Below are 26,832 nucleotides of genomic sequence, written 5' to 3'. Positions count from 1 at the left end.
TTCGAACTCGTTTTTTGAATGTCGAATTCGCAGAGGATTAAGACGATACTTCGCAAGTCTCCAGACGGGGAAGATGCGCATCTGCCAGTGGCTCAGACGTTTAGCCCATCAGCGAATATGGCTACGGAGCATTGTGCAAAACGGGCATGAACAACCTGGAACGGGTGAAGCATCACAGGTTCCCAAAAATGTTGTCTGCGGCTCAGTACCATGCTGACTGTAAAAACTTCCCAGAATCTTACTTTCGAGTGTGCGAACGTTATCAGGAGCCGTACCGGGTACTACGTTGGGCGGCGATTTGAATGCCAGGCAACTGAACGACGAGGCAGCCAGTGATATGGCGAATATGTTTCTGACTTTCATCTGATGATTACCCTTCTCACTAAAAGTTATGTAATAACATAACCTCAACTGTGCTTAATGAATAGACCTGAAATTGTCCGATCGGTCACGTGGCGGCGAAAAGGTAATGACGTTTTTACGACCTCGCGGTGAGCAGGGGATAAGTCGCAAAAAATGACAAAACGACTTTTTCGTCTTTTTATAGACTTTTTGTGCTAACCGGGGCTTTAGTTTTCCCCTCTTTGTAATAGTCAGATAGCTAACACCGCAGTTATCAGTAAACCGGAACGTATTTTACTCAATGACGAGACTCCCAACATTTTCATTCGCTTTTTTTCATCCTCGCTACTGGCTGCTATGGCTGGGTATTTTCTTCTTACGATGTGCTGTTTTGCTGCCTTATCCCATTCTGCTCAGGCTTGGCGCTTGTCTGGGGAGAGTGGCCATGCGCGCATTGCCTCGCAGGGTAACAATAGCCCGTCGCAACCTGGAACTTTGCTTTAAGGCGTTACCTGTGAAGGAGCGTGAGAAATTACTGATTAAAAATTTTGAGTCGGTAGGCATGGGGGTACTTGAAACCGGTATCGCCTGGTTCTGGTCAGACAGGCGTTTACGCAAATGGTTTACGGTTACGGGTTATGAACATATGGAAAGTGCGCGAGCTGAAAATAAAGGCGTGCTTCTCATCGGTATGCACTTTCTTACTCTTGAACTTGGGGCGCGCATATTTGGGATGCTCAATCCGGGCATTGGCGTATACAGGCCGAACAATAACGCGCTGTATGACTGGTTGCAGACGCGAGGACGTCTTCGCTCAAATAAAACCATGCTCGATCGCTATGATTTAAAAGGCATGATACGAGTGCTCAAACAAGGTGAGATTGTCTGGTATGCACCTGATCATGACTATGGCGCTCGTAACAGCGTGTTTGTTCCTTTTTTTGATGTTCCCGATGCGGCGACTACCGCAGGCAGTTACATGCTCGTCAGAAGCGCGCGACCGGCGGTTGTACCTTTTGTTCCCCGACGCCGAGCGGATGGAAGAGGGTACGAGCTGATCATCCTCCCGGATATCGGCCATGAACTGTATGACGAGGGCAAGGAAACCGTTGCGACCAGAATGAATCGGGCGATTGAACGCGCAATCAGCCTGGCTCCTGAACAATATATGTGGCTACACCGTCGCTTTAAGACCCGACCAGCAGGCAAGCCGGCCTTGTATGGGAAGAAGGAAAACGCGATTGAGAGTAACGGCGAATAGCTCGTTTCCTGGTTTCAAACCGCCTCCGGGCGGTTACTGGTCAATAATGCCGTCATAAACCTGTCATGTGTTCGTGCTATTGGGAATTTAGTCATTCATTTTCTGCGGTCAGGGGAGGTGAAAATGGGTACGGAACATGAACGCATTCGGTCAGTATTAACGGGGCTGCTTATCGCGCTGCTGATGCTGCTTGTCATGGCCGGGTGGCCTTATCTTGTGCGTATGATCTCCGGTTATATCGCCGGGTATCTGTAAATATGCACCTGAGGATAAACAAGAACGGGAACCTGTCAGTTCCCGTTTTTTCATGTCAGTAGAATGGCGTGTTGTGAGAGTGACGACTCTGCACCTGCAATCACCAGCCAGGTAGCGTACCCCCGACACTCCACTCTTCGGAGCCAAAATCGGGTTTCTCGCCCCGGATCACACGGTTTCTTTCTTCTTTTGTCGGTTTATGGGTGGCGGCGCGGCTGGGAAGTTTCCCGGGAGTTTTTACGCAGCCGAATCCCTGACAAATTGGGCTGGCGGAAGAGGGCGCGGGTTGTACTTCTGAGTCGACACAAGCCGTCAACAATACGATTGAAATCGTGCCGGCAACTCTCTTTATGTTCATAAATATCCTTTTAATGTTTAACGACTCACATGCTCTTTTCCCTGAGAGCATGAATACTCTGGCAAAAAAAGCCCGCAACAGAGTGCGGGCAAAATCATACTGGAAGCAATGTGAGCAATGTCGTGCTTTCAATACCTGTATTAGGCGCTAAGGTATTTACAGCAAGAGAATGATAACCATTATCATTTAATGATTCAACCATTCGTTTTATAAGGCTGTTTTTATCGGGAGTCATTCATCAGAAAACAGGTGTGATACAAGAACGGGAGCCTGTTGGCTCCCGTTTTCGCCAGGGTTAGCGAGTGGTATTAGCGTACAACCAGAACAGGGCAGTTTGCATGGCGAACAACGGCCGCAGCAGTTGAACCCAGCAGATAGGTGCTGAAACCCGGTTGATGCGACGCAATGATAATCAGGTCGGCTTCTACCGCATCCGCCAGTTTGAGGATCTGATCTTTGGGCGGGCCGTAGACAACATGGGACTGGCTCCTGCCCTCGGGGATATTGAATTGTTTAACAATTTCCTCCAGTTTGACGGCGGCCTTTGACTGAAGACCGCTTCTATCCGGGAACTCGCTGGAGTAGGCCAGACCCAGTGAGGCATAGAATGGGACAGAAGGTATTACGGCCAAAAAATGCACCTTTGCGGTTTTAGCATGCGCCTCAACCTGCGGGATGATCTGACGGGTCAAGCTGGCTTCTGAGATATCAATCGGCACCAGAATAGAACGATACATATTCACCACCTCCTGTTTGTTTTATCTCCACCTTAAGTGTACTGGACTTATCGGTTGTATAAGAAGTAATCAGATCAAAGTCATGTGAACGAATCCGCAAGTCGTAAGAATGTAGACACAAAACGTCCACCAGAAGGTGTTACCGACATGATGGCTGTCAGGACAATGATTTTTACCGTGAATATCGTTATGAAGCAGTAATGGGTTCCGTTTTACTTTATTTCATTGTATATTTATTTATATAACGACGGAATATTTTCTCTCTCTTGAATCGCCATTTTAATTATTTGAAACTTTCTCCTGACATTTAATTTAATACTGGTTTAAATATCTATACAATACAGTGTAACTCACTGTGTTTTAATGATTTTATACTCATATATTCCGTTGCTGTGTAATCTGCGATCCCCTTCAAATTTACTTGCATGCTAATTCTTATTCACATCCTCGCTTGATGGATATCAATAATTAACCTGCTCAGTCTAATTATTGTCTACCTCTAAAAGGGTAGTTGTCTGATGAGAATGAAGAATGAGAAAAATAAATAAAACCATTTTATGGACGATGCTGCTTTGCATCGTTCTTGGCGCAGTAATTGTTTTAGCGGGGCAATGGACGTTACATAAAACATCGAGCACTGAATTTTGTCTGTCTTGCCATACGATGCAGGCGCCTTATGAGGAGTATACGGGCTCGGTTCACTTCCAGAATCAGAAGGGGATTCGTGCGGAATGCGCGGATTGCCATATCCCGGAGGGCGGGGTGGATTACCTGGTAGCCAAGCTCCTTGCCTCGAAAGATGTCTATCATCAGTTCATCACCAAAAAAATCGACACGCCAGAGAAGTTTGAAGAACATCGTCTGGAGATGGCGCAAACCGTTTGGGCGCAGTTGAAAGCCAGCGACTCCGCAACCTGTCGTAGCTGTCATAGCATGGATGCGATGGATATTGACGCGCAAAGCGCTGATGCCCGCAAAATGCACCAAATGGGCATTCAGGAAAAACAAACCTGTATTGATTGCCACAAAGGCGTCGCCCACTTCCCACCCGAAATAACAATGGACGACAGCGCCCTCAAAGCGCTTGAGGCCCAGTCTGCATCCACCCCCGCATCTGCAAAAACGCTCTATGCCGTAAGCAATACCGCACTTGGCGATCTGGCAACCGTCTATCCGGCCACGCAAATGCATGTCCTGAAATCGACGGAAACGTCACGGCTGGTGGAGATTCGCGGGAGCCAGATGCAGGGGAGTGAGCAGGTTATTTACTACGCGGCAGGCCAGCGGTTGATCCTTGCCAGTCTGAGTGAGAAAGGGCAGCAATCACTCAACATTCTCTCTGACTGGAAAAAAGATGATTACGGTAACGCGTGGCGGGATGTGGCGCTACAGGGCGAGTGGAGCGGCTCCGCGCTCGCCAGCCGCGAACCGATGTGGGACTACGCGCGCAAACTCGACAATGTGTACTGCGCAGGCTGCCATGCGCCGATTCCTGCGAAGCATTTTACCCTCAATGCCTGGCCCTCTGTGGCGAAAGGGATGGGGGCTCGTACCAACATCAGTGAAAACGAACTGGATATCCTGAGCCGTTACTTCCAGTACAACGCGAAAGACATGCATGAATAGTGATAATACCAGGAGAAATCATGAAACTCACAAGACGTGACTTTATCAAGACGGCTGGAGCGGCAACCGGGACTATGGCGATTTCTTCGGTGATCCCAATGCCTGCCTGGGCCGAAAACCAAAATGGCGGCGCCATCCTGACTGCCGCACGTTGGGGGGCCGTATATGTGGAGGTTAAAGACGGCAAAGTTGTCTCTTCAAAAGGCGCATTACCTAAAACCATACCGAACTCATTGCAGCAAACCGCGCCGGATCAGGTACATACCAACGTCCGTGTAAAATACCCAATGGTGCGTAAAAGCTATCTGGAAAATCCAGGTAAAGCGGACGGTAAACGGGGAAGCGATCCCTTTGTGCGGGTGAGCTGGGAACAGGCGCTGAAACTCATTCATGAGCAGCATAGCCGTATTCGTAGCAGCTATGGCCCGTCCTCCATTTTTGCGGGTTCCTATGGCTGGCGCTCCAGCGGCGTCTTGCATAAAGCGCAAACGTTGCTGCAACGCTATATGAGTATGGCCGGGGGATATGCAGGCCATACCGGGGATTATTCCACCGGGGCGGCGCAGGTTATCATGCCATATGTTGTGGGATCGGTTGAGGTATACGAACAACAGACGACATGGCCGATGGTGCTTGAGCACAGCCAGGTGGTGGTGCTGTGGGGGATGAACCCGCTCAACACGTTAAAAATTGCCTGGAGCAGTACGGATGAACAAGGGCTTGAGTATTTTAATCTGCTGAAGAAATCGGGAAAAACCGTTATCGCGATCGACCCAATGCGCTCAGAAACCATTGAGTTTTTTGGCGACAATGCAACGTGGATCGCCCCGCATATGGGAACTGACGTGGCGATGATGCTGGGGATTGCGCATACGCTGGTGAAAAAAGAGCGTCACGATAAAGCGTTCCTGGAAAAATACACCACCGGTTATCCGCAGTTTGAAGAGTATCTGCTCGGCAAGAGCGACAACGTTGAGAAAACCGCTGAATGGGCATCCGGTGTCTGTGGCGTACCCGCAGAACAGATTGAGAAACTGGCGGAAATTTTTGCCAGCAACCAAACCATGCTGATGGCGGGCTGGGGGATTCAACGTCAGCAATACGGTGAGCAAAAACACTGGATGCTGGTGACGCTGGCCGCGATGCTGGGGCAAATTGGGACGGAAGGCGGCGGTTTCGGTTTCTCCTATCACTATTCCAACGGCGGGAACCCGACGCGTACCGGTGGTGTACTGCCTGCGATATCGGCGCAAATTGAGGGGGGATCGTCGGCAGGGAACGACTGGGCGGTATCGGATGCGGTGGTGAACCTGCCTGTGGCGCGAATTGTGGAGGCGCTGGAAAACCCGGGAGGAAAATATCAGCATAATGGTAAAGAGCAGACCTTCCCGGATATCAAAATGATCTGGTGGGCAGGCGGCGCGAACTTTACCCATCATCAGGATACCAACCGCTTAATCAAAGCGTGGCAGAAGCCCGAGCTGGTGGTGATTTCCGAGTGTTACTGGACGGCGGCGGCGAAACATGCCGATATTGTTCTCCCGATCACCACATCGTTTGAACGTAACGATCTCACGATGACCGGAGACTACAGCAACCAGCATCTGGTGCCCATGAAGCAGGTGATTGCGCCGCAGTTTGAGGCCCGTAATGACTTTGACGTCTTTGCTGATTTAGCTGAGATGCTCAAACCCGGCGGCAAAGCGGTCTATACCGAAGGTAAAGATGAGATGGCGTGGCTGAAGCAATTCTACGACGCCGCGCAAAAGGCGGCTCGCGCTCAACGTGTGGCAATGCCTCAGTTCAATGCGTTCTGGCAGCAGAATAAGCTGATTGAAATGCGCGAGAACGAAAAGAACAACAAGTATGTGCGTTATGCCGATTTCCGCCATGATCCGGTCATGAATGCGCTCGGTACGCCAAGCGGTAAGATCGAGATCTATTCAAAAACCATTGAAGGTTATCACTACAAAGACTGTCCGCCTCATGCTTCATGGATTGAACCGGATGAGTGGAAAGGGTCTGCGGATAAGGATCAGCTACAGTTGCTGACCGCCCATCCGGCACACCGTCTGCACAGTCAGTTGAACTATGCGTCGTTGCGAAAAGAGTATGCCATTGCCGATCGCGAGCCGGTGACGATTCATCCAGATGATGCGAAGGCAAGGGGAATTGTCGAGGGCGACCTGGTACGTGTATGGAATGGTCGTGGTCAGGTTCTGGTCGGGGCGCACGTCAGCGACGGGATCAAGCCGGGGATCATCTGTATCCATGAAGGCGCCTGGCCTGATATCGAGAATGGCATCTGTAAAAACGGCGGCGCCAACGTGCTGACGGCGGACATCCCGACGTCAAGACTGGCGAACGGCTGCGCGGGGAATACGACCCTGGTATACGCAGAGAAATTTACCGGCGAAGCCCCGACGCTCACGGTATTTGATGAGCCAGAGATTGTCACTCTGTAACGCCGGGGACTGTTAGTTTGTCGGAATAAGCGGGAGCCTGTGTGCTCCCGTTTTTTATGCTTCTCATTCAGAGTTGAATTAATGATGATGTTATATTATAACATTCCATCTTTACGCACTGATTGAGGGTGATATTTTGGCGATTCATTTTGAAAAATTAGCAGTAGCTCTGGGAATGCTTCTGGTTAGTGGACACGCGCTTGCGCATGGGCACCATTCACATGGCGCACCGCTAACGGAGATGGAGCAAAAGGCGGCAGAAGGCGTTTTTGACGATAAAAACGTGAAGGACAGGGCGCTAACGGACTGGGACGGTATGTGGCAGTCTGTTTATCCGTATCTGGTAAGCGGGGAGCTTGATCCGGTATTTAAAAAGAAAGCGGAGAAAGATAACAGCAAAACGGCCGAGGAGATTAAGGCCTATTACCGTAAAGGCTACGCCACCAATGTGGATACTATCGGCATTGAGAATGGCGTCATGGAATTTCACACCGGTAATCAGGTTGAGTCCTGCCAATACGATTATGCCGGACACAAAATCCTGACCTACGCATCCGGTAAAAAAGGCGTTCGCTATCTGTTTGAGTGTAAAGATGCGAAGAGCAACGCGCCTAAATATGTGCAGTTCAGCGATCATATTATCGCGCCGCGTAAGTCGAGCCATTTCCATATCTTTATGGGGAACACTTCCCAGCAGGCATTGCTTGAAGAAATGGATAACTGGCCAACCTATTATCCGTACCAGCTGAAGGCCGAAGAGGTCGTCGACGAGATGTTGCACCACTAAGATGTTGTTATTATGGCGGGCCCGGCAGGACCCGCCATCGTGTTGTGACGGCGTCCCAAAAGAGCGATATCTGTCATAAGTAGGGCGCCTTTGCCGGTAAATATCATGATATAACGCAACGCTATGATTTCCCTTCCCATCATTCAGTTCATTCGTTAGCATATTGTTTCGCAGTAAAGCGTATCTGTTTTTTTCAGGAAGAGGTTAACGTGTTCGCAGAGTATGGAGTTCTGAACTACTGGACGTATCTGGTTGGGGCCATTTTTATCGTGCTGGTGCCGGGGCCTAATACGATATTTGTGCTGAAAAACAGCGTCGGGCGAGGGATGAAAGGCGGGTATCTCGCCGCCAGCGGGGTGTTCATTGGCGATGCGGTGCTGATGTTTCTGGCGTACGCGGGCGTCGCAACATTAATAAAAACAACGCCGGTGCTGTTTAATATCGTTCGTTATCTCGGCGCTTTTTATCTGCTGTATCTTGGTGCGAAGATTCTTTACGCCACGCTCAAATCGAAAGGGAGCGAAGTGGCGCATGATGAGGTTCCGTTTGGCGCAATCTTTAAACGTGCCTTAATTCTGAGCCTGACCAATCCCAAAGCCATCCTTTTTTACGTTTCATTTTTCGTCCAGTTTATTGACGTCAATGCGCCACACGCGGGGCTGTCATTTTTTATCCTGGCGACAACGCTTGAAGTGGTGAGCTTTTTCTATCTGAGCTTCCTGATTATTTCGGGCGCTTTTGTAACGCAGTACATTCGCACGAAAAAGAAACTGGCGAAGGTGGGGAATTCCCTTATCGGTTTGATTTTCGTTGGTTTTGCCGCACGTCTGGCGACGCTTCAGTCATAACGCCATCAGGCCCGCGCACTCTGTGGGCCTTCCGTTTTTACTTTTTACTTAAAGATGATGCTCACCGCCACGCGCGACGGAAAAAAATAACCAATAAATGGTATTTAAAACACATCTTATGAGGCGTACCCTTTTTACAGCAGCGATTCAGTAAGATCGCTGGTTGTTACTGGAAGAGGGAATAAAATGCTTCAAATTCCACAAAATCATATCCATACACGCTCCACTCCGTTCTGGAATAAAGACACCGCGCCAGCCGGAATTTTCGAACGCCACCTTGATAAAGGAACCCGACCAGGGGTTTATCCTCGCCTGTCGGTTATGCAGGGGGCGGTCAAATATCTCGGATACGCAGATGAACACAGCCCGGAACCGGAAAAAGTGATGATCATTGAAGCCGGTCAGTTCGGCGTTTTTCCCCCGGAAAAATGGCACAACATCGAAGTGATGAGCGACGATACCTACTTTAACATCGACTTTTTTGTTGCCCCGGAAGTGCTGATGGAAAGCGCCAGCCAACGAAAAGTCATTCATACCGGGAAGGAGTAAATTATGGGCAAAGCGACCTATACCGTTACCGTAACCAATAACAGCAACGGTGTTTCAGTTGATTATGAAACTGAAGCGCCGATGACACTGCTGGTCCCGGACGTTGCGGCAGAAGTGGTGAAAGATCTGGTGAACACCGTGCGCTCATACGACACCGAAAACGAGCACGACGTTTGCGGCTGGTGATCCCGTTCGGGAAGCCTGCGACCGCGATTTTTTAACCGTTACGCTAAACCGCACAGCGCTATCACGACGCTGGGCGGTTTTTTTTTCGCCTGATATCAGCATGTACCTGACAACTGAAATTAATTGAAAAGAAATATTAAGGAAACCTTAAGAACATCGCATTGTTTGTTAATGCTCTGGCATTCATAAAATATATGATTGAGCATCAAACACTGAACAGAAAATGACCACCATGAAATTTGATACTCGATTAACCTCGTCGGCTCTCGTCCTTGCGCTTGTTGCGTTGGTTATTCCTTTCACTGCGAACTGGCACGTACCTCTGCTAAATGGCGTCGTGGTGTTATGGATTGAAAATGGGCAGGCGCTATGGCTACTGTTTGGTGCGCTATTTACCGCCTGGTATATCAGGCCGTTGTCTCGCCCTGACGGCGCAAAGCAGTTTTGGCTTTGGGCGGTGGTGTGGTGGCTGGTGTTATTAGGGCGAAGCACCAGCTGGGGGCGCGACTATTTTCCTGATCATCCCAAAATGATCTTCCGGGGGATCTCCGTCGTCCTGATCGCCGCGCTTGTGCTTCCGGTATTGATCTCAAAGACTTTGCGCCAGGAAATTGCGCGTCGGCTGCGTGAAGAATCCCTGCCGCTGTGGTTGCTAACTGTTACTGCCTGCGCGTTTTTAATTTCCGATACGGTGGAGCATCATCGGTTACTGGCGCCGCTGTTCCTGCACAGTAAGCAATACACCGATTTGATTGAAGAACTGTACGAATTGCCGTTCATGATCGGGCTTTTTTTGGTTACGCTGACGTTTATGAAACGCGATAAACAAGATGAATATATTGCGTTGCAGACGGCGGAACCACAGCATGCGGAATATTGAGGTTCGCTGATGAAAACGCCCGGGTTCCTTTTCCCGAACCCGGGCTAACAGGCACAACGCGGCTTATGCAATTGCCTCGCATAAACGCGACTTCATATCGCTGTACGATTGGGCAGCATGGTTTTCCGCCCAGCGCTGATCGGTAATGGCTTCGACCTTCACGGCGCAGTATTTGGTTTCAGGCGTTTTCGAAATCGGATCAAGATTATCCTGAGTCAGTTCGTTACAGGCGCCTATCCACCATTGATAGGTCATATAGACCGTTCCCTGGTTAATGCGATCTGAAACATCGGCCCGGCTGATGACTTTACCGCGACGTGAGCTCACCCACACCAGTTCGCGATGACGAATCCCCAGTTTTTCCGCATCGTTCGTGTTGATTTGCACGTTGCCAGGTTCATCTGCCAGCGCCTGTAGCGCAGCGCAGTTGCCGGTCATTGAGCGGCAGGAATAGTGTCCCACTTCGCGAACGGTACAGAGCACCATCGGGAACGCATCATCAGGAACTTCCGCCGGAGCCCGCCACGGCGCGGCGAATAACTTGCCTTTGCCGCTGGGCGTATCAAACTGACTATGTGCGTAAAGATACGGCGTACCGGGGTGATCAAGGTCCGGGCACGGCCACTGCACATGCCCCATATCGCCCATTTTCTCCCAAGTGACGCCGTAGAAAAGCGGACACAGTTCGCGCATCTCATCCCAGATGTGCTGGTTACTTTCATAATGCATCGGGTAGCCCATTTCGGTCGCCAGCAGACTGATAATCTCCCAGTCGCGCTTCACATCTCCGGTGGGGTCGATGGCTTTTTCAAACCGCTGGAAGCCTCGGTCGGCACAGGTGAAGACGCCGCCGTGTTCGCCCCATGAGGTCGCGGGCAGGAGAACATCCGCCATTTCTGCCGTTTTGGTCATGAAAATATCCTGCACCACGATAAAGTCCAGCGCCTCGAAACCGGCCCGCACCAGCCCCAGGTCGGCCTCGGTTTGCAGCGGATCTTCCCCCATGATGTAGTAGGCTTTAATTTTGCCTTCCATCGCCAGGTGCGGCACCTCGGTAATACGCGTGCCGACTTTGTCATCCATCAGGCTGGCATCGATTCCCCAGGCTTGCGCGAATTTCTCTCTGGCGGCTGCATCCGTCACGTCCTGGTATCCGGGGAACTGGTTAGGCAGAACGCCCATATCGCACGCTCCCTGGACGTTGTTCTGACCGCGTACCGGGCCGACGCCGACGTCAGGACGTCCCAGATTGCCCGTCAGCAGCGCCAGGCTCGACAAACCGCGCACGACGTCGACAGCCTGGCCAAACTGGGTCACGCCCATTCCCCACATGACCGTGGCGGAAGGGGCGGCGGCGAACGTTCGCATCGCCTGACGCACCTGCTGGGCAGGGACGCCGGTTAAATGTTCGACGGATTCCGGGGCGTAATCTTTTACGGTCTCCCGGTAGGCCTCCAGTCCTTCCGTGTGCTTTTGTACGTACTCCGTGTCGTAAAGGTGTTCATCAAGCAGAACGTAGCCAAAGGCGTTAACCAGCGCCATATTGCAACCGTTGTTCAGTTGCAGGTGCTGATCGGCAATACGGGCGGTCTCAATGCGCCGGGGATCGCACACAATAATTTTGGCGCCGTTCTGCCTGGCCTTAATGACTCTGCGCGCGACAATAGGGTGAGAGTCTGCGCAGTTATAGCCGAAAATCAGCAGGCATTTGGAGTTCTCTATATCGCTGATGGAGTTACTCATCGCCCCATTACCCAGCGTCTCCTGCAACCCGGCGACGGAAGGGCCGTGGCATACGCGGGCGCAGCAATCGACATTGTTGGTATTGAGTACGGCGCGGGCGAATTTCTGCATGACGTAGTTGGTTTCATTCCCTGTCCCACGGGAAGAGCCCGTCGTCATAATGGCGCGGGGCCCAAAGGTTTCTTTAATGGCGGATAAGCGTTGTGCGGTATAGCGGATCGCTTCATCCCAACTGACGGGGGTAAATTTTCCGCCTTTTTGATAGCGGATCATCGGGCGGGTCAGACGTGGCGTCAGAAGCCGCGTGTCGTTAAGGAAGTCCCAGCCATAGTAGCCTTTCAGGCATAACTGGTTCTGGTTGGTTACACCCTCTGCGCCTTCGGCACGGATAATTTTGTTATTTTCAACAACAAGCTTGAGCTTGCACCCGGCCCCACAGTACGGGCACACACTGGTGATTTTTTTCATCAATAACAGACCTGTTAAAAGCTGAAATAGCGCGAATTGTAGTCGAAGCCGACGCGCGACATGGCGCTGGCTTCGGTTTGTCGTAGCGACGGGCTGTTAAAGCACAAACCGTGCCAGAAACAGAAACTCAGACGCGGCGGGGCTTGTCTGCGAAAAGATGAAGAAAATGACAGGGGATTCGTCATAAATGACGAGTAAACGTCAAAAAAAAGCCCGCACTCAGTGAGGCGGGCAAAAATACTGGAAGCAATGTGAGCAATGTCGTACTGAATACCTGAGTGATTTGCTCAACTATTCAGTAATGAGAAAGATAATCTTTATCATCTAAACTTGCAACCCCAACTTTTATGGGAGTAAAGAAAAAATAATAAAAGTGACATTTATCACAAATTTCAATTCTCTGATGATGTGCTATTCTTTTTAACGGCGAGTAAACCGCTAACGTACAAACATAAGTGAGGAAAAAATGGGCATTATTTCATGGATTATCTTTGGGCTTATTGCAGGTATTCTGGCGAAGTGGATTATGCCTGGTAAGGATGGCGGCGGATTCTTCATGACGATCATCCTGGGGATCGTCGGTGCCGTGGTAGGGGGATGGATCAGCACGTTCTTCGGGTTTGGCAAAGTTGACGGCTTCAACTTTGGCAGCTTTGCCGTAGCGGTTATCGGCGCGATTGTCGTTCTGTTTATCTACAGAAAAATCAAAAGTTAAGCGAAGTAGTTCGTAAGACTAAAAGGCTACCGTTGGTGGCCTTTATTATTTTGATAAGCCCGTTACCACCAGCCCAGGTTGGTTCCTGCCACCGCGATAATCGCAATGCCAATCATGATGAGCGTCGTTTTCTTCATCGTTACGCCCCCGGCGTGGCGTAGCCGCCGATGAAAAACCATGCCAAAAAAGTCACCGCCGTGATGAAAATTACGACAGGAAAAATAATGCCTAATTTCATGCTATCACCCGTTCTCGTTATAGGAAGACGAGCAAGGATAGCAGGGCGTCGTGCGTGACAAAAGATGTTTTAACGTCACGCTTTTCATTCTGATACGCATCGCAAGAAAACATGGAGATACAACGGCAGGCGGGTTAACCTGTCGGGGTGTAATGTTAACGGGAGTTCATATGAGATTCATGTTTGTCGCGCTGCCGTGCGCGTTGGCGCTCTCCGCCTGTTCGTCGTCATCCCAGCCCGAGGCGCCGAAACCTCCGCAGATAGGTATGGCAAACCCGGCTGCCGTCTATTGCGAACAGAAGGGCGGTACGCGAGTGCCCGTTCAAAGCCCGCAAGGGGTACGCACGGAATGCAAACTGCCCGGCGGAGAAGTGATCGAAGAGTGGGATCTCTGGCGCAGAGATCATCCTGCCAGCGATAAGTGATACCTGGCGCATCGCTTTGCGCGTGCGCCGTGTTTTTGCGGATTTTGTGTGCGAATCACAATCCGCGTAGCCAGTCGGCCAGGACAAGTGCGTGGTTCTGCTCTGTGTTCTTTGCCGCATATAGCAGGGTCAGCGTCTGCTGGCGGGCAATGTCCGCCAGCCGTTTACCTTCTTGCTTCTGTTGGTCGAGTTCACTCCGGTATTGCGCAGTAAAGTTCTTGAAATCAATCACTTCAGAGTGAAAGGCCTTGCGTAATTCAGATGAAGGCGTCAGCGTTTTATCCCACTCGTCAAAGGCCAGCTCGGTTTTTTTGACCCCTCGCGGCCACAGCCTGTCAACCAGTACACGGTAGCCGTCGCTTTTTTCTGCCGGGTCGTAGACGCGTTTACACTGAATTTTCATCCTTTTCTCTCCTCAATCCAGGCCATGACTTCATTAATCTGATTGCCGGAAAATCGTGCCGCGTCATGCTGACGTAGCAGGCTGTTTCTGAAACGTAGAACGTCATCACTATAGCACTTCGAACCTCCTCAATTTAAGGGATTGTGATAACAGTAAAAGATCGGTAGTCTGAGGTTCCTTATGTTGTCCCTCATTGCATTGACATAAGGAACGCCTCATGGAACTTTCCCCTGTTAAAGACACGCTACGTATTGCGCTGGTGGGTGATTACAACCCCGATATCGTGGCGCACCAGGCCATACCCCTTGCTATTGATGATGCGGCCGCCGTGCTGGAGTTAATGGCGGACTATGACTGGCTGACGACGCCCGACATCAATAGTGACGAAGATTTGGTGGGCTATGATGCCATCTGGGTTGTTCCCGGCAGTCCCTATAAAAATACCGAAGGGGCATTGATTGCTATTCGCTATGCCCGTGAAAACAGCATTCCTTTTCTGGGAACCTGCGGCGGATTCCAGCACGCGATCCTCGAGTATGCCCGCAACGTGCTGGGCTGGCGCGATGCGGCGCACGCCGAAACTGATGCTTCCGGTCGGATGGTTATCGCCCCGTTGAGCTGCTCGCTGGTGGAAAAAACGGATGATATCGAACTGAGGGCGAATACGCTGGTCGCCAAAGCCTACGGGCAGGACGTTATCTCCGAAGGGTATCACTGCAACTACGGGGTATCAGAGGATTTTGCCGCTGAACTTGAGAATGGCGATTTGCGGGTTACCGGGTGGGATGAGGCGGGAGACATCCGTGCCGTGGAACTGGTAACGCATCCCTTTTTCGTTGGTACGCTTTTTCAGCATGAACGTGGCGCGCTGGCGGGAAAACCCGTTCCCCTGGTGCAGGCGATGCTGCGAGCCGCACGGGGATAAAAACAAGGGCAGGTCAATGCCTGCCCGTTCGGTTATTTTGCTGCGATCTCCCGATCGCGTCCGGCATAAAGGCCGAATATCGCCATCGCGACCGCCAGAACCGCCACACCAATTAGCGGAATGTGCCAGTCGCCGTTGGCATCATGAATCTTACCCATCAATGGCGGCCCACATGCCGCCAGCAGATAGCCGACAGATTGCGCCATGCCCGAAAGCGCCGCCGCCTGGTGCGCGGAACTGGCGCGCAGCCCGATAAACGTCAGACCCAAAATCATCGTCGCGCCAGAGCCAAACCCAAACAGAATCGTCCACAGCACCGCCTGCTCCGGCACAAACCAGAATCCGGCCGCGCCGAGAGCGCACATGAGCGATACCAGCGCGGCAATACTGCGCTGATCCTTGAATCGGTGCAGGATGAGCGGAATCAACAGTCCCGGCGCAGCCGTCGCCAGTTGCAGCAGGCCGTGTAGCGATCCGGCCTGCGCTTCACTGTAGCCGTGGCTGATTAAAATCGCGGGTAGCCAGCCGATGATAACGTAATAGATAAGCGAGTTAATGCCGAGGAATAAGGTGACTTGCCAGGCGAGGGAGGATCGCCAGATGCCGCGTGAGTGTAGCGCGCGGGAGCTGCTCAGGTTGGCGGTAGCCGTGTTGCGCCACTGCGGCAGCCAGATAAGAAAGGCCAGCAGGGGAAACAGCATCAGCATTAACAGCGCGCCGCGCCAGCCAAAGCCATGCAACGCCAGCGGTACGACCATTGCCGAACCCACCGCCGCTGCGGCGCCCATCGTCAATGAATAGGCGCCGGTCAGTTTTGCCACATGCTGTGAGTAATCGCGTTTAATCAGCCCGGGGAGCAGCACGTTTCCCAGCGCGATACCGCAACCAATAATGGCTGTGCCGGTAAACAGGAAGCTGGCAGAAGGCAGCGAACGTACGGCAATACCGAAGCAAATCAACAGCATGGCGGCAAACAGGCTACGTTCCATGCCGAACCGGCGCGCAATGTTTGCCGCCAGCGGAGAGACCAGCGCGAAAGCCAGCAAGGGAAGCGTGGTCAGGAGGCCCGTTTGTGCGGTAGTTAGCCCGTAATCCGCACGAATCGTCTCCAGTAACGGCGCAGCGCCAGTGAAGGTAACGCGCAGCGTCGTCGCAATCATCAGAATACCGGCAATCAGTAATGCACCGTTTTTGCCGCGTAATGAAGGGGAAATAGTCATTGTTTTCTCATATCAACAGGCGAGGCGATACCTTACCGTTTTTACTCTCTGGATCAATCAAGCTAAAATGACAGTTTATCGCTAAAATCGGACAATATGATGATTGGCCTGAGACTGGATGGCTACGAGCCTGACCTTCACCATGATGCGGCTGTGGCCTTTTGCATTCGCGCTCGCGAAGATGAGCTTTTCAGTCCGCTGCATCACCATCGAAAAGGGCAACTGATCCTGGCGCTGCATGGCGCTATTACCTGCGAGGTAGAAAGCGCCATGTGGATGGTGCCACCACAGTATGCGGTATGGGTTCCCGGCGAAATTCCCCACAGTAACCACGTCACGGCGGGGGCGGAATTATGTTTTCTGTTTATTGAGCCGGATGCGGTTGTGATGCCGGATCGCTGCTGTACGCTAAAAATAACGCCATTGTGCCGGGAGCTGATTCTGGCGCTTGCCGCGAGAACGGATATTCAGCGTACCGAGCCAATGACGCAGCGCCTGACACAGGTCTTGTTTGATGAGCTTCCGCAGCAACCACAGGAGCAGATGCAGCTTCCGGTCTCCGGGCATCCCAAAATACGTCAAATGGTGGAGACGATGGCGCGTGAACCAGCCCGCTGGCAAACGCTGGGACAGTGGGCGAGCCTGTTCGCCATGAGCGAACGCAATCTTGCCCGACTGGTGGTAAAGGAAACCGGCCTGAGCTTTCGTCGCTGGCGTCACCAGTTGCAGCTTATTCTGGCGTTGCAGGCGTTGATTGACGGACACAGCGTGCAGCACGTCGCCCAAACGCTGGGTTATGATTCAACGACCGCGTTTATCACCATGTTTAAAAAGGGGCTGGGGCAAACGCCAGGCCGTTATCTGGCCGGGCTTACTGCTTCCCAATAATCAGCGACACCAGGCCTGCGGCAATGAGCGGGCCGACCGGCACGCCCCGGAACAGCGCGACGCCCAGTACCGTCCCCACCAGTAAACCCGCGACCAGCTGTGGCTGGCTTCCCATCAGCGTAACGCCGCGCCCGCCCAGCCAGGAAACAAAGATGCCAATGGCGATGGCAACCAGTGATTTCCAGTTGACGAAGGAGTGAATGAGCGTAGAGGGAGGCAGCGAACCGCTGGCGATCGGCGCCATGACGCCGATAGTCAGGATAATGATCCCGACGGTCAGCCCCTGTTTCTCAATCCACGGGAAAAACGTATTGAGTGGGGTAACGCGGACAATGATCAACACCAGAATTGAAACGGCGACAGTGGTGTTATGGCTGATAAAGCCCAGCGCTGCCAGTCCAAGCAGGATCAGCAGAGTGACATCAAACATCGTGGTTTCCTTGCCAGAGAAAGATAAGCCTGCTTACTGTACGCGCAAATACGTGAGTGAACAGGCTTTTTTATCAATAACGGCACATTTTCAGGCGAATGCCTGAGGAGAATTTTCCGGGCAGGCCAGGCTTGCTGTCATTAAATTGCCATTAATTCGATTTATCAATAACAGGTGAGCCGTTTTCTCTGTCGCAACGGGGTGAAACCATGAACGATCATATGCTGATTGAAACGCTGATCATTACCTCATCATTTTTCGCTATTGCCGCGGTGATTGTGATTTCCGTACTGGTGCTGGAAAGACGTTTCTGAGCCGTTATTGCGCTCGGCGAAAGTTGACCAGTTCAGGCTGCGCAATGCGCAGGTAATCGTCGGTATTCATAATGACCGATTTTTCCAGTACGCCGGCGTTAAACGCGATTTCGTTAAAGCGCTCGAACAACAGCGGATCGGCCACCAGCTTCAGGTTAGGGTGGAAGCTAAAAGGGGGAATCGCGCCAAAGACGCAGCCGGTCAGCGCATCCACCTCGGCAGGGCTGGCAAGCGAAGCTCTTAGTCCGCCGAGATGGTTTGCGAGTTGGGCGAGATCGGCCTGCAGGTCAGCGGAAAGGATCGCCAGGACATGTTGATTGACGCCATTGCCTTTCACTTTACACACCAGCGCTTTTGCCCCCTGGCCTAGTGCGGTGCCGCGAATTTCCGAAACCGCTTCGCACTTACCGACCGCCTCGTGACTGAGTACACGATAAGTGGCGCCTTCCTGCGATAAAAGGGTAATCAAACGCTGGTGAGCCGTGATCCCCTTAGCGACTTCATTCATCATTCACTCCCAATATTGCGATGAAGTTTTAACGGCAAAAGGGTATCACAAACGTGCATGATTTTGTTGTTTGTTGAGATAGAGTTGCTCATCAGAGGCCTTGTATGCGTCCTGGATCGTATCCTCAGGCTGCATATGATAAAGTCCAGCGGAAAAACTAATCACCTTATCTGGCGCGATGATTCGCAACTTATTGGCAATACGCTCAGGTAAAGTTGTTGCCGGTACAACTGAATCGATAAGAATTACACAAAATTCATCACCTCCCAATCTTATTGCGTAATCAGTTTTACGCACCGATGCTTCAATGGCTTTTGCCAGCAATGTAATTGTGCGATCGCCTTCCTGATGCCCCTGCGTGTCGTTAATGACTTTCAACCTATCCAGATCGATGGCGATAAACGTCACGGAGGTGCCTGTGTTGACCAGTCGCTGCAAACGCTGTTCAAGCTGCGGTGTCAGGATCTTACGGTTATAGAGGCCGGTCATCGCATCGCTGATATTTTCACGATTGACATTATGGTAAAGGCGAAAATGCATTCTGACCATGTTCAGTAACGTAGCGGTAACGAGCAGGTAAAAGGCGAACAGTTTCCATGATGAGACAATAAAATACAGGATGTCGAGAGATAATGTGACACGGATTCCGCCTGGCAGGTCGTGAACATAATTAACATAATTAAAGAGGTTATTTTCGCTCTGATGGACAATGATTTTTTTCTCTGAATTCAGGTCGAACAGAGTCGCGTCCAGATAGCGCCAGACCAGTGGACGATCCTGAGTGTAAAAAATATTCTTCAGGTTATCCTGGTTAATATCCACCATTACTATGCCTTTTAACTTTCCATGTAGATAAACGGGAGTTAAAAAACTCATCACATTTTTTTCCGTAAGATCGTCCTGATAAATGCTTGAGAGCACTGTTCGCCCTGTGAATTGACCATCAATATCGTTACGGTTGATTCCCAGCGTTCCTTTTCGCAGAAAAGACCAGTGGTGCATAAAAAATTGTCTGGAGTCAATCAGGTTATAAAAATAGACGTAGCGTTTTTTAATATCCAGATAGTAGTGGAATTTATCTTCTACAGTGCCCAGCCCTTTACCATAATCCTTCTGGTTACGATTCGCGGCCACCGCCTGATCAAAAGCGAACAACAGAGGAGCGTCGTCAGCTACGATCGCGCAGTTTGCCTCGGCGGTTTGCAGTGTTCCATGTAGCGATGGGTTATTATGAGTGGTGAGATTGATGCCGTGGGTATTGCGACCTGTTTCAAATCCGCGGCATAACGCATATTGTTGTTCATCGGATGGTGGTGCTTTGGGCTCCGTGAACGTGCGCATTAGATGAGCTGCAATGCTCTGATTCTGGTACTTGTCATACAAAAATGAAGAGTCTGCCTTTTCGATGATGTAGCCCATATAGGCATTCATCGCCCTGTCACTGGCGATCAATTCATAAGCCAGAAAAGAGGACGTCAGTACAATGACGCTTGCGGAGATAAAGAGCCTGAGCGCTTTATGATGCAATTTCATGATGAATAACAGTTTTCAAAGGGCGACGCTTCAGTTTATCACAGTGGCGATGTTCTCTCTAACAGCGCCTTCGTCCTCTTTTGTGTTGTGAAATAAAAATCATTCTCATACTTCCCCTTTTCCTCTTAATGTTGTATTTATAATGCAACTTATCAGGAAGGAGGTGCGCGATGAGTGCGAATGAAAAAGCGGGCCATACATTTTTAGCAAGCCTGGGCAAAACCCGTCTGCGTCCGGGCGGCATTGAGGCGACGGAGTGGCTGTTCAGCCAGTCTCAGCTGACGCCGGGCAGCCAGGTGCTGGAAGTGGCATGCAATATGGCGACGACCGCCATTGAGTTGGTGCAACGTTTTGGTTGTTCGGTCTACGCCATCGATATGGATAAAAACGCGCTGGCAAACGCGCGGAACAATGTCGCGGCGCACGGGCTGGAAAATCACATCCATGTCATGGCCGCCAATGCCAACAGCTTACCCTTTGCCGATAACAGTTTCGATGTCGTGATTAACGAGGCCATGCTCACCATGTATGCCGACAAAGCGAAAGCAAAGCTGATCGGTGAATATTATCGGGTTCTGAAGCCGGGTGGCCGTCTCTTAACGCACGATATTATGCTGACCAGCCAGAAGCTGGCGGAAGGTGAGCAGAACCAGCTTCAGCATGTGGTGAAATCGAATGTAAGCCCGATGACCAAACAAGGCTGGCGCGATCTGTTGCTGGATTCCGGGTTTGAGCAGGTTTTACAGCAGAACGGTGAAATGTCGCTGATGTCTCCGCGAGGGTTGATTCGCGATGAAGGGCTGAAAGGGGCGCTTAAAATTGTTTATAACGGGCTGTGCATTCGTGACAATCGCAGCCGTTTTATCAAGATGTTTCGCTTCTTTAAATCACAGCGCCATCAGTTGAATTACATTGCCTGCTGTTCGGTTAAGGGGAAATAAAGAAAAGCCAGAACAGGGTTCTGGCTTTTTACTGACCTGACGGACTGATTTCTAGTCTTTACTTGTCGTACTTTGTTTCTGGAACAGTTCACGGAAGACCGGATAGATATCATCCTGGTCGCGGATATGCTGCATCGCAAAGTTATCAAAGGTCGATTGCAGATGCTCATATTCGCGCCATAAGGTCTGGTGGGCGCGGCGGGTGATTTCGATATAGCTGTAATAGCGCACCACCGGCAGCAGTTTTTTCGCCAGAATCTCATGACACAGCGGAGAGTCATCTGCCCAGTTATCGCCATCCGAAGCCTGCGCCGCGTAGATATTCCACTGCGCCGGGTCGTAGCGATCTTTCACTACCTCATCCATCAATTTCAGGGCGCTGGAGACGATAGTGCCCCCGGTTTCCTGGGAGTAGAAGAACTCATGCTCATCCACCTCTTTTGCCTGCGTATGGTGGCGGATATAGACCACTTCAACGTTCTTATAGGTTCGGCTGAGGAACAGGTAGAGCAGGATATAAAAACGTTTGGCCATATCTTTGGTGGCCTGATCCATCGAGCCGGATACGTCCATCAGGCAGAACATCACGGCCTGGCTGGAAGGGTCAGGGCGCTTTTCATAATTTTTGTAGCGTAAATCAAAGGTGTCGATAAAGGGGACACGGTCGATTTTTGCCCGCAGTTCGGCAATCTCTTTACGTAGCCGCTCCTCTTCCAGCAACTGCGCGGGTTCGCTTTTGGTGATGATGTCCAGGTCGTCCTCAAGCGCGCGTAGCTCCCGACGTTTACCCGCAGTCATCGCCGTGCGGCGCGCCAGAGAGTTTTGCAGGGAACGCACCACGCTGATGTTGGCCGGAACGCCGTTGGAGGTAAAACCCGCGCGGTGGGTTTTATACTCAGTAAGCTGCCGTTGCTGATTTTTTTTCAGGTTAGGCAGCGCTAAATCTTCAAAGAGCAGATCCAGATACTCATCTTTGGAAATCTGAAAGACGAATTCATCCTGACCCTCACCATCCTGACTGGCCTGGCCTTGCCCACTCCCGGAACCACCGCCGCCACCTTGTGGACGCTCAATGCGATCGTTCTGTACGAAATGATCGTTGCCGGGGTGTACGCGATGGCGCAAGCCGCCCCGTCCCTGATGAAACATCGGTTCGCTGATGTCATCCGTCGGGATTGAAACGGACTCGCCGCTCTCTACATCGGTCACCGAACGTTTATTAATGGCCTCGGAGATCGACTGTTTAATTTGCGCTTTATAACGGCGTAAGAAGCGCTGGCGATTCACCATGCTCTTGTTTTTACCGTTAAGACGCCGGTCAATAAACCAGGTCATAAGCCCCCCGTACTGCATTTGCCAACTTACGCTTCATCCTTCAAGTTGTCTCTGCGTTGGCTGTATTCGCTCACCCCAGTCACGTACTTATGTACGCTCCTGGGGATTCACTCATTTGCCGCCTTGATACCTCTTGAATGATTTCGCGTACAAAAGAATTGTTGGCCCGGTAAACGGATAAAATTTTCCGGGCCATTTATGCTGTTAAGACGATTTCCGTACGCGCAGATACCATTCGCACAGCAGGCGAACCTGCTTACGGGTATAACCTTTCTCCATCATGCGGTCGACAAAATCGTCGTGTTTTTTCTGCTCGTCGGTTGAGGTTTTCGCGTTAAACGAAATCACCGGCAGCAGCTCCTCGGTATTCGAGAACATTTTCTTCTCAATAACCGTGCGCAGTTTTTCGTAACTGGTCCAGTTTGGATTGCGACCGCTGTTATTCGCTCTGGCACGCAGAACGAAGTTGACGATCTCGTTACGGAAATCTTTCGGGTTGCTGATGCCCGCCGGTTTTTCGATTTTCTCCAGTTCAGCGTTCAGTGACTCGCGGTCAAAGAGCTGGCCGGTATCCGGGTCACGGTATTCCTGATCCTGAATCCAGAAATCCGCATAGGTGACATAACGATCAAAAATGTTCTGTCCGTACTCGGAATAGGATTCCAGATAGGCGGTCTGGATCTCTTTGCCAATAAACTCGGCGTATTTCGGGATCAGATAACCCTTCAGGAACTCCAGATAACGCTCAGCCAGCTCCTGCGGGAACTGTTCGCGCTCGATCTGCTGCTCCAGTACGTAGAACAGATGCACCGGGTTGGCGGCCACTTCGGCATGGTCAAAGTTAAACACGCGGGAGAGGATCTTAAACGCGAAACGCGTGGACAGACCGTTCATCCCTTCATCGACGCCGGCGTAATCCCGGTATTCCTGATAGGACTTCGCTTTCGGGTCGGTATCTTTCAGGCTTTCGCCATCATAGACGCGCATTTTCGAGTAGATGCTCGAGTTTTCTGGCTCTTTCAGACGAGAAAGAATCGAGAAGCGCGACAGGGTTTCCAGCGTACCCGGCGCGCATGGCGCATGAGTCAGCTCACTGTGATTCAGCAGCTTCTCGTAGATTTTGATCTCTTCGGAAATGCGTAAGCAATACGGCACCTTCACGATGTAAACACGGTCGAGGAAGGCTTCGTTATTTTTGTTGTTGCGGAAAGTCACCCATTCGGATTCGTTCGAGTGGGCAAGAATAATGCCGTTAAACGGCAGGGCGGAGATACCTTCCGTCCCGTTGTAGTTACCTTCCTGAGTGGCGGTCAGCAGCGGATGCAGCACTTTAATCGGTGCTTTAAACATCTCGACGAACTCCATGATCCCCTGGTTAGCGCGGCACAGCGCGCCGGAATAGCCATAGGCATCCGGGTCGTTTTGCGCGTGGTGTTCGAGTTTACGAATATCCACCTTGCCGACCAGCGCGGAAATATCCTGGTTGTTTTCATCGCCGGGTTCTGTTTTGGCGATAGCAATCTGTTCCAGAATGGACGGCCAGACTTTGATGACGCGGAATTTGGTAATATCCCCGCCGAACTCATGCAGACGTTTTGCGGCCCACGGCGACATAATGGTGCCGAGATAGCGGCGCGGAATGCCGTACTCTTTTTCCAGAATCTGCGCGTCCTCCTGCGGATTAAACAGGCATAACGGGTGATCGTTTACCGGACTACGCTCACCGTTGGCGCTCAGAACATAAATAGGCACATGCTGCATCAAAGATTTCAGTCGCTCGGCCAGCGACGATTTACCGCCCCCTACAGGCCCCAACAGATACAGGATCTGTTTCTTCTCTTCCAGCCCCTGAGCCGCGTGTTTCAGATAAGAGACAATCTGTTCAATCGCGTCTTCCATGCCGTAAAACTCTTCGAATGCGGGATAGCGAGCGATGACCCGGTTCGAAAAGAGTCGAGAAAGTCGAGGTTCCTGGGCAGTATCGACCATGACAGGCTCACCAATAGCCATCAGTAGCCGCTCTGCCGCGTTGGCATAAGCACTGCGATCTTGCCGACAAGTGGTAAGAAACTCCTGCAGTGTGAACTCTTCGTCCTTGGCAGCTTCATAGCGCTGGCGATAGTGATCGAATATATTCATGGTATGCCGTCCTTTCGTTTTTTAGCACATGGTAAGAGCCGTTCATATGAATAGTAGAGGCTCCCGGAAGAGGTAACTGAACGACGTCTCTACTGATAAACAGCAACTCTCATGCCACAACGCTGAGCAAGAGATCAACGTGCCCGGTGATACACCTTCTTAAAATTAAGCGTAGATGGCATTTGCAAAACTTGCCTGTGCGCATAAATGAATTTCAATGGCATATCAATAACTCATCCGCTAAAAGTGCATGGTTATGTAAAGAAAAGAGATGAAAGTCATCCCGCGTTCATCCGACTGCAAGCAAACTGTCATCCACTATTGAGAAATTAACCGGTTACAGAGAGTGAAACGAATAAGTAAAATAGTTGGGTTGAAACGTATTGGCAGTTACACTTTTGGCGCTAAACATTTGAATAAGGAATATGGATTGTGACCAAACTCAAACTTCTGGCATTTGGCGTGCTTATCGCCACATCAGCTGGCGTAGCGCAAGCTGAAAACGACTTGACGCTGGGCGCTGGCGTTGGTGTGGTTGAACATCCTTACAAAGATTACGATGCTGATGTGTATCCGGTGCCGGTTATCAACTATGAAAGTGATAACTTCTGGTTCCGGGGGCTGGGCGGCGGATACTACCTGTGGAACGACAAAGCGGATAAATTGTCGATTACCGCGTACTGGTCTCCGCTGTACTTTAAGCCGGGCGACAGCGACGATCGCCGACTGCGCGAACTCGACAAGCGTAAGAGCACCATGATGGCGGGCCTGTCTTACATCCACAATACCGAATACGGTTTCCTGCGCACCACGCTGGCGGGCGATACGCTGGATAACAGCAACGGCATCGTGTGGGATCTGGCCTGGTTGTACCGCTATACCAATGGCGCGCTGACGCTGACGCCGGGTATTGGCGTGCAGTGGAACAGCGAAAACCAGAATGAATACTACTATGGCGTTTCGCGCAAAGAGTCCTCGCGCAGCGGCCTGCGTAGCTACGATCCAGAAAGCGGCTGGAACCCGTACCTGGAAATCAGCGCTAACTACAACTTCCTCGGGGACTGGAGCGTTTACGGTACAGCGCGTTATACCCGTTTGTCGGATGAAGTGACCGACAGCCCGATGGTTGATAAATCCTGGACCGGCCTGATCTCAACCGGGATCACCTATAAGTTCTGATTGTGCATTTTTACAGTGCAATTCGTGCATCAAAACAGGGCGCTTGCGCTCTGTTTTGCTTTACGGTGGTGCATTGATGGGGAGGATGCGATGACAGGACGTGGTACATGGGTGAGAATGCCAGCGCAGAGATGTACGCAGACAGCTGCTCCGACAGGTTGCAGGCCGGATAAGATGCGTCAGCATCGTCATCCGGCATCAGTCAACCCTTAACGTTTTGCGACGCGAATTGTTTGCACCAGGCGAGACGGTTTTTCTTCGCTGGCTTTTTGCGGCGCGGTGGCGTAAGCCGTTTCCACACAGACAAAGGTTTTGTAGCCATCATCCGGCATGTCGCCCATGCTGGCGGCGAGTGCCGGGCCAGGGTTCCATCCCACAACGTTAATGTTGTGATGGTGGATGACGTCAATGTTGCGGTTCAGCGCATCATCATGGATAACGCTACAGGCTTCCGGGTTCAGGTAAACGCGGTCAGTACGATCCGGGAACGTCTGGACGCCGTCTGCCAGCACATCTTCTTTGGCGTCGTTCACTTTATCAATGAAACGGTCGCCAAGGCCGCTGACCTTAACTGCGGCGATATCGCCGACGTTAAAGTAGGTGTGCAGGGCAGACGTGGTTTCGAATTCGCCGTGGGCCTCCAGTTCGATCTCACAGGTTTTACCCACTTTGAAGCGCGCAAGCAGGGTGAAATCGTGCGGCCAGTACTGGCGAGTCGCCTCACTGCTCTGTAGTTCAAATGTCAGTACCGCGCCGTTGTCGTCTTCGTTGTGGGCTTTCAGCGCCCACGGCAGGTTACGGGCAAAGCCGTGAGACGGCAGACCCTGCTGCGCAGAGGGGCCAAACCACGGCCAGCAGATCGGTACGCCGCCACGCAGCGCAACGCCTGTTTTAAACGGCGTGTTGTTGCTCAGCCACAGCACTTCTTCGGCGCCTGCTGGTTTCCAGGAGAGCAAATGTGCGCCCTGGAGTGCAAAAGACGCCTTAACTTGCGGGTGATCGACGACGATCACGTCAAGCTCGTCGAGCTGGCGGCGGGAGAGGACAGGGGTAATTTGTTCGATGACCGGGAGAGCGAAAATTGTGTTAATCATGATGCAATCCTTGGAGTTGAAAACTCTTAGCCATAAAAAA

The 26,832-nt window shown here is 51.4% G+C and carries 26 protein-coding genes and 1 pseudogene; 16 read left to right on the top strand and 11 right to left on the bottom strand.

All coding sequences use genetic code 11. From position 1 onward, the window contains the following. Positions 1-643 precede the first annotated feature (643 nt). Positions 644-1,603: a Kdo(2)-lipid IV(A) acyltransferase gene (locus tag FD428_RS12455; protein WP_114848561.1), complete on the top strand. Its 960-nt coding sequence runs from the start codon at positions 644-646 to the stop codon at positions 1,601-1,603. Between the two features lie 123 nt (positions 1,604-1,726). Next, entirely contained in the window at positions 1,727-1,858 is a 132-nt protein-coding gene (locus FD428_RS21905) for a hypothetical protein (RefSeq protein WP_012132696.1), read from the top strand. A gap of 666 nt (positions 1,859-2,524) precedes the next feature. Here FD428_RS21905 and uspF read toward each other — a convergent pair. After that, the gene (uspF, locus tag FD428_RS12450) at positions 2,525-2,953 is read right to left on the bottom strand and encodes a universal stress protein UspF (RefSeq protein ID WP_012132695.1); all 429 of its coding nucleotides are present in this window, start codon (positions 2,951-2,953) and stop codon (positions 2,525-2,527) included. A gap of 531 nt (positions 2,954-3,484) precedes the next feature. Here uspF and FD428_RS12445 point away from each other — a divergent pair. The 7 genes from FD428_RS12445 (at position 3,485) to FD428_RS12415 (ending at position 10,294) form a co-directional block, all read left to right on the top strand. Next, positions 3,485-4,579 (top strand): NapC/NirT family cytochrome c, encoded by a 1,095-nt coding sequence (locus FD428_RS12445; protein ID WP_114848560.1) that lies wholly within the window; start codon positions 3,485-3,487, stop codon positions 4,577-4,579. A gap of 20 nt (positions 4,580-4,599) precedes the next feature. Continuing rightward, a complete protein-coding gene (locus FD428_RS12440; protein WP_114848559.1) occupies positions 4,600-7,044 on the top strand; it encodes a trimethylamine-N-oxide reductase 2 in 2,445 nt (814 codons plus the stop codon). A gap of 136 nt (positions 7,045-7,180) precedes the next feature. Beyond that, positions 7,181-7,831: a metal-binding protein ZinT gene (zinT, locus tag FD428_RS12435; RefSeq protein WP_024130401.1), complete on the top strand. Its 651-nt coding sequence runs from the start codon at positions 7,181-7,183 to the stop codon at positions 7,829-7,831. A 209-nt stretch (positions 7,832-8,040) separates the two neighbouring features. Further along, positions 8,041-8,679, top strand: a complete 639-nt coding sequence (gene leuE / locus FD428_RS12430; RefSeq protein WP_012132690.1) for a leucine efflux protein LeuE — start codon at positions 8,041-8,043, stop codon at positions 8,677-8,679. A 186-nt stretch (positions 8,680-8,865) separates the two neighbouring features. After that, positions 8,866-9,228, top strand: coding sequence for a DUF1971 domain-containing protein YeaR (gene yeaR, locus FD428_RS12425; protein ID WP_024130400.1), 363 nt, complete (start codon positions 8,866-8,868; stop codon positions 9,226-9,228). A gap of 3 nt (positions 9,229-9,231) precedes the next feature. Beyond that, the gene (locus tag FD428_RS12420) at positions 9,232-9,414 is read left to right on the top strand and encodes a DUF1869 domain-containing protein (RefSeq protein ID WP_012132688.1); all 183 of its coding nucleotides are present in this window, start codon (positions 9,232-9,234) and stop codon (positions 9,412-9,414) included. A gap of 232 nt (positions 9,415-9,646) precedes the next feature. Then, on the top strand, positions 9,647-10,294 hold the full coding sequence (locus FD428_RS12415; RefSeq protein ID WP_058669016.1) for a hypothetical protein: 648 nt from the start codon (positions 9,647-9,649) through the stop codon (positions 10,292-10,294). A gap of 63 nt (positions 10,295-10,357) precedes the next feature. Here FD428_RS12415 and fdhF read toward each other — a convergent pair whose 3' ends face one another. Continuing rightward, complete coding sequence (gene fdhF, locus FD428_RS12410; protein ID WP_012132686.1) at positions 10,358-12,505, bottom strand: formate dehydrogenase subunit alpha; 2,148 nt, start codon at positions 12,503-12,505, stop codon at positions 10,358-10,360. A 466-nt stretch (positions 12,506-12,971) separates the two neighbouring features. Between fdhF and FD428_RS12405 the strand changes: the two genes are divergently transcribed. Continuing rightward, positions 12,972-13,220, top strand: coding sequence for a GlsB/YeaQ/YmgE family stress response membrane protein (locus tag FD428_RS12405; RefSeq protein ID WP_012132684.1), 249 nt, complete (start codon positions 12,972-12,974; stop codon positions 13,218-13,220). Positions 13,221-13,359: 139 nt separating this feature from the next. Here the strand turns inward: FD428_RS12405 and FD428_RS12395 are convergent, their stop codons facing one another. Further along, positions 13,360-13,458: a YoaK family small membrane protein gene (locus FD428_RS12395; RefSeq protein ID WP_024130398.1), complete on the bottom strand. Its 99-nt coding sequence runs from the start codon at positions 13,456-13,458 to the stop codon at positions 13,360-13,362. Between the two features lie 170 nt (positions 13,459-13,628). Between FD428_RS12395 and FD428_RS12390 the strand changes: the two genes are divergently transcribed. Then, positions 13,629-13,883: a DUF333 domain-containing protein gene (locus FD428_RS12390; protein WP_114848558.1), complete on the top strand. Its 255-nt coding sequence runs from the start codon at positions 13,629-13,631 to the stop codon at positions 13,881-13,883. Positions 13,884-13,938: 55 nt separating this feature from the next. On the opposite strand, the gene FD428_RS12385 is transcribed toward FD428_RS12390, so the two are convergent. Next, entirely contained in the window at positions 13,939-14,286 is a 348-nt protein-coding gene (locus tag FD428_RS12385) for a DUF488 domain-containing protein (RefSeq protein ID WP_114848557.1), read from the bottom strand. A gap of 217 nt (positions 14,287-14,503) precedes the next feature. Between FD428_RS12385 and FD428_RS12380 the strand changes: the two genes are divergently transcribed. Continuing rightward, positions 14,504-15,211, top strand: coding sequence for a CTP synthase (locus tag FD428_RS12380; RefSeq protein WP_012132680.1), 708 nt, complete (start codon positions 14,504-14,506; stop codon positions 15,209-15,211). A 32-nt stretch (positions 15,212-15,243) separates the two neighbouring features. Here the strand turns inward: FD428_RS12380 and FD428_RS12375 are convergent, their stop codons facing one another. Beyond that, a complete protein-coding gene (locus tag FD428_RS12375) occupies positions 15,244-16,431 on the bottom strand; it encodes a CynX/NimT family MFS transporter (RefSeq protein WP_047457440.1) in 1,188 nt (395 codons plus the stop codon). A gap of 99 nt (positions 16,432-16,530) precedes the next feature. On the opposite strand from FD428_RS12375, the pseudogene FD428_RS12370 reads away from it, so the two are divergent. After that, positions 16,531-17,320: pseudogene (locus FD428_RS12370) on the top strand (helix-turn-helix transcriptional regulator); the annotation flags it as partial. Here the strand turns inward: FD428_RS12370 and FD428_RS12365 are convergent. Beyond that, positions 17,303-17,749 carry a DUF441 domain-containing protein gene (locus FD428_RS12365; RefSeq protein WP_101744274.1) on the bottom strand — a complete coding sequence of 149 codons (447 nt, stop codon included), beginning with the start codon at positions 17,747-17,749 and terminating at the stop codon, positions 17,303-17,305. The pseudogene FD428_RS12370 and the gene FD428_RS12365 sit on opposite strands and share 18 nt — an antisense overlap. A gap of 209 nt (positions 17,750-17,958) precedes the next feature. Here FD428_RS12365 and yoaI point away from each other — a divergent pair, with 209 nt between their 5' ends. After that, entirely contained in the window at positions 17,959-18,063 is a 105-nt protein-coding gene (yoaI, locus tag FD428_RS12360; protein ID WP_096753847.1) for a small membrane protein YoaI, read from the top strand. A gap of 4 nt (positions 18,064-18,067) precedes the next feature. Here yoaI and FD428_RS12355 read toward each other — a convergent pair whose 3' ends face one another. Next, positions 18,068-18,571: a YbaK/prolyl-tRNA synthetase associated domain-containing protein gene (locus FD428_RS12355; RefSeq protein WP_114848584.1), complete on the bottom strand. Its 504-nt coding sequence runs from the start codon at positions 18,569-18,571 to the stop codon at positions 18,068-18,070. Between the two features lie 45 nt (positions 18,572-18,616). Continuing rightward, positions 18,617-20,104 (bottom strand): diguanylate cyclase DgcJ, encoded by a 1,488-nt coding sequence (dgcJ, locus tag FD428_RS12350; RefSeq protein WP_114848556.1) that lies wholly within the window; start codon positions 20,102-20,104, stop codon positions 18,617-18,619. A gap of 170 nt (positions 20,105-20,274) precedes the next feature. On the opposite strand from dgcJ, the gene FD428_RS12345 reads away from it, so the two are divergent. Beyond that, positions 20,275-21,045: a class I SAM-dependent methyltransferase gene (locus FD428_RS12345; RefSeq protein WP_049008788.1), complete on the top strand. Its 771-nt coding sequence runs from the start codon at positions 20,275-20,277 to the stop codon at positions 21,043-21,045. 51 nt (positions 21,046-21,096) lie between these two features. Here the strand turns inward: FD428_RS12345 and FD428_RS12340 are convergent, their stop codons facing one another. Both FD428_RS12340 and yeaG read right to left on the bottom strand, forming a co-directional pair. Next, a complete protein-coding gene (locus FD428_RS12340) occupies positions 21,097-22,380 on the bottom strand; it encodes a YeaH/YhbH family protein (RefSeq protein ID WP_058669020.1) in 1,284 nt (427 codons plus the stop codon). Between the two features lie 204 nt (positions 22,381-22,584). Beyond that, positions 22,585-24,519 carry a protein kinase YeaG gene (gene yeaG / locus FD428_RS12335; protein WP_012132672.1) on the bottom strand — a complete coding sequence of 645 codons (1,935 nt, stop codon included), beginning with the start codon at positions 24,517-24,519 and terminating at the stop codon, positions 22,585-22,587. Between the two features lie 432 nt (positions 24,520-24,951). On the opposite strand from yeaG, the gene FD428_RS12330 reads away from it, so the two are divergent. Further along, positions 24,952-25,698, top strand: coding sequence for a MipA/OmpV family protein (locus FD428_RS12330; protein ID WP_012132670.1), 747 nt, complete (start codon positions 24,952-24,954; stop codon positions 25,696-25,698). A gap of 209 nt (positions 25,699-25,907) precedes the next feature. Here the strand turns inward: FD428_RS12330 and FD428_RS12325 are convergent, their stop codons facing one another. Continuing rightward, a complete protein-coding gene (locus FD428_RS12325) occupies positions 25,908-26,792 on the bottom strand; it encodes a D-hexose-6-phosphate mutarotase (RefSeq protein WP_047457434.1) in 885 nt (294 codons plus the stop codon). Positions 26,793-26,832 lie beyond the last annotated feature (40 nt).

This window comes from Citrobacter sp. TBCP-5362, assembly GCF_005406305.1.
GTDB classification, from domain to species: domain Bacteria; phylum Pseudomonadota; class Gammaproteobacteria; order Enterobacterales; family Enterobacteriaceae; genus Citrobacter_B; species Citrobacter_B koseri.
Note: the sequence above shows the minus strand (reverse complement) of the source record. Positions and strands in the feature narration are given on the sequence as shown.

Bases quoted from the DNA above. Each gene is read 5' to 3' on its own strand.
- FD428_RS12395 (WP_024130398.1), bottom strand. From the start codon at position 13,458: ATGAAATTAGGCATTATTTTTCCTGTCGTAATTTTCATCACGGCGGTG.
- FD428_RS12455 (WP_114848561.1), top strand. From the start codon at position 644: ATGACGAGACTCCCAACATTTTCATTCGCTTTTTTTCATCCTCGCTAC.
- dgcJ (WP_114848556.1), bottom strand. From the start codon at position 20,104: ATGAAATTGCATCATAAAGCGCTCAGGCTCTTTATCTCCGCAAGCGTC.
- FD428_RS12345 (WP_049008788.1), top strand. From the start codon at position 20,275: ATGAGTGCGAATGAAAAAGCGGGCCATACATTTTTAGCAAGCCTGGGC.
- FD428_RS12415 (WP_058669016.1), top strand. From the start codon at position 9,647: ATGAAATTTGATACTCGATTAACCTCGTCGGCTCTCGTCCTTGCGCTT.
- FD428_RS12375 (WP_047457440.1), bottom strand. From the start codon at position 16,431: ATGACTATTTCCCCTTCATTACGCGGCAAAAACGGTGCATTACTGATT.
- FD428_RS12365 (WP_101744274.1), bottom strand. From the start codon at position 17,749: ATGTTTGATGTCACTCTGCTGATCCTGCTTGGACTGGCAGCGCTGGGC.
- FD428_RS21905 (WP_012132696.1), top strand. From the start codon at position 1,727: ATGGGTACGGAACATGAACGCATTCGGTCAGTATTAACGGGGCTGCTT.
- FD428_RS12445 (WP_114848560.1), top strand. From the start codon at position 3,485: ATGAGAAAAATAAATAAAACCATTTTATGGACGATGCTGCTTTGCATC.
- yeaR (WP_024130400.1), top strand. From the start codon at position 8,866: ATGCTTCAAATTCCACAAAATCATATCCATACACGCTCCACTCCGTTC.
- FD428_RS12380 (WP_012132680.1), top strand. From the start codon at position 14,504: ATGGAACTTTCCCCTGTTAAAGACACGCTACGTATTGCGCTGGTGGGT.
- FD428_RS12325 (WP_047457434.1), bottom strand. From the start codon at position 26,792: ATGATTAACACAATTTTCGCTCTCCCGGTCATCGAACAAATTACCCCT.
- FD428_RS12385 (WP_114848557.1), bottom strand. From the start codon at position 14,286: ATGAAAATTCAGTGTAAACGCGTCTACGACCCGGCAGAAAAAAGCGAC.
- fdhF (WP_012132686.1), bottom strand. From the start codon at position 12,505: ATGAAAAAAATCACCAGTGTGTGCCCGTACTGTGGGGCCGGGTGCAAG.
- FD428_RS12440 (WP_114848559.1), top strand. From the start codon at position 4,600: ATGAAACTCACAAGACGTGACTTTATCAAGACGGCTGGAGCGGCAACC.
- FD428_RS12405 (WP_012132684.1), top strand. From the start codon at position 12,972: ATGGGCATTATTTCATGGATTATCTTTGGGCTTATTGCAGGTATTCTG.
- yeaG (WP_012132672.1), bottom strand. From the start codon at position 24,519: ATGAATATATTCGATCACTATCGCCAGCGCTATGAAGCTGCCAAGGAC.
- uspF (WP_012132695.1), bottom strand. From the start codon at position 2,953: ATGTATCGTTCTATTCTGGTGCCGATTGATATCTCAGAAGCCAGCTTG.
- FD428_RS12390 (WP_114848558.1), top strand. From the start codon at position 13,629: ATGAGATTCATGTTTGTCGCGCTGCCGTGCGCGTTGGCGCTCTCCGCC.
- yoaI (WP_096753847.1), top strand. From the start codon at position 17,959: ATGAACGATCATATGCTGATTGAAACGCTGATCATTACCTCATCATTT.
- FD428_RS12355 (WP_114848584.1), bottom strand. From the start codon at position 18,571: ATGAATGAAGTCGCTAAGGGGATCACGGCTCACCAGCGTTTGATTACC.
- FD428_RS12420 (WP_012132688.1), top strand. From the start codon at position 9,232: ATGGGCAAAGCGACCTATACCGTTACCGTAACCAATAACAGCAACGGT.
- FD428_RS12340 (WP_058669020.1), bottom strand. From the start codon at position 22,380: ATGACCTGGTTTATTGACCGGCGTCTTAACGGTAAAAACAAGAGCATG.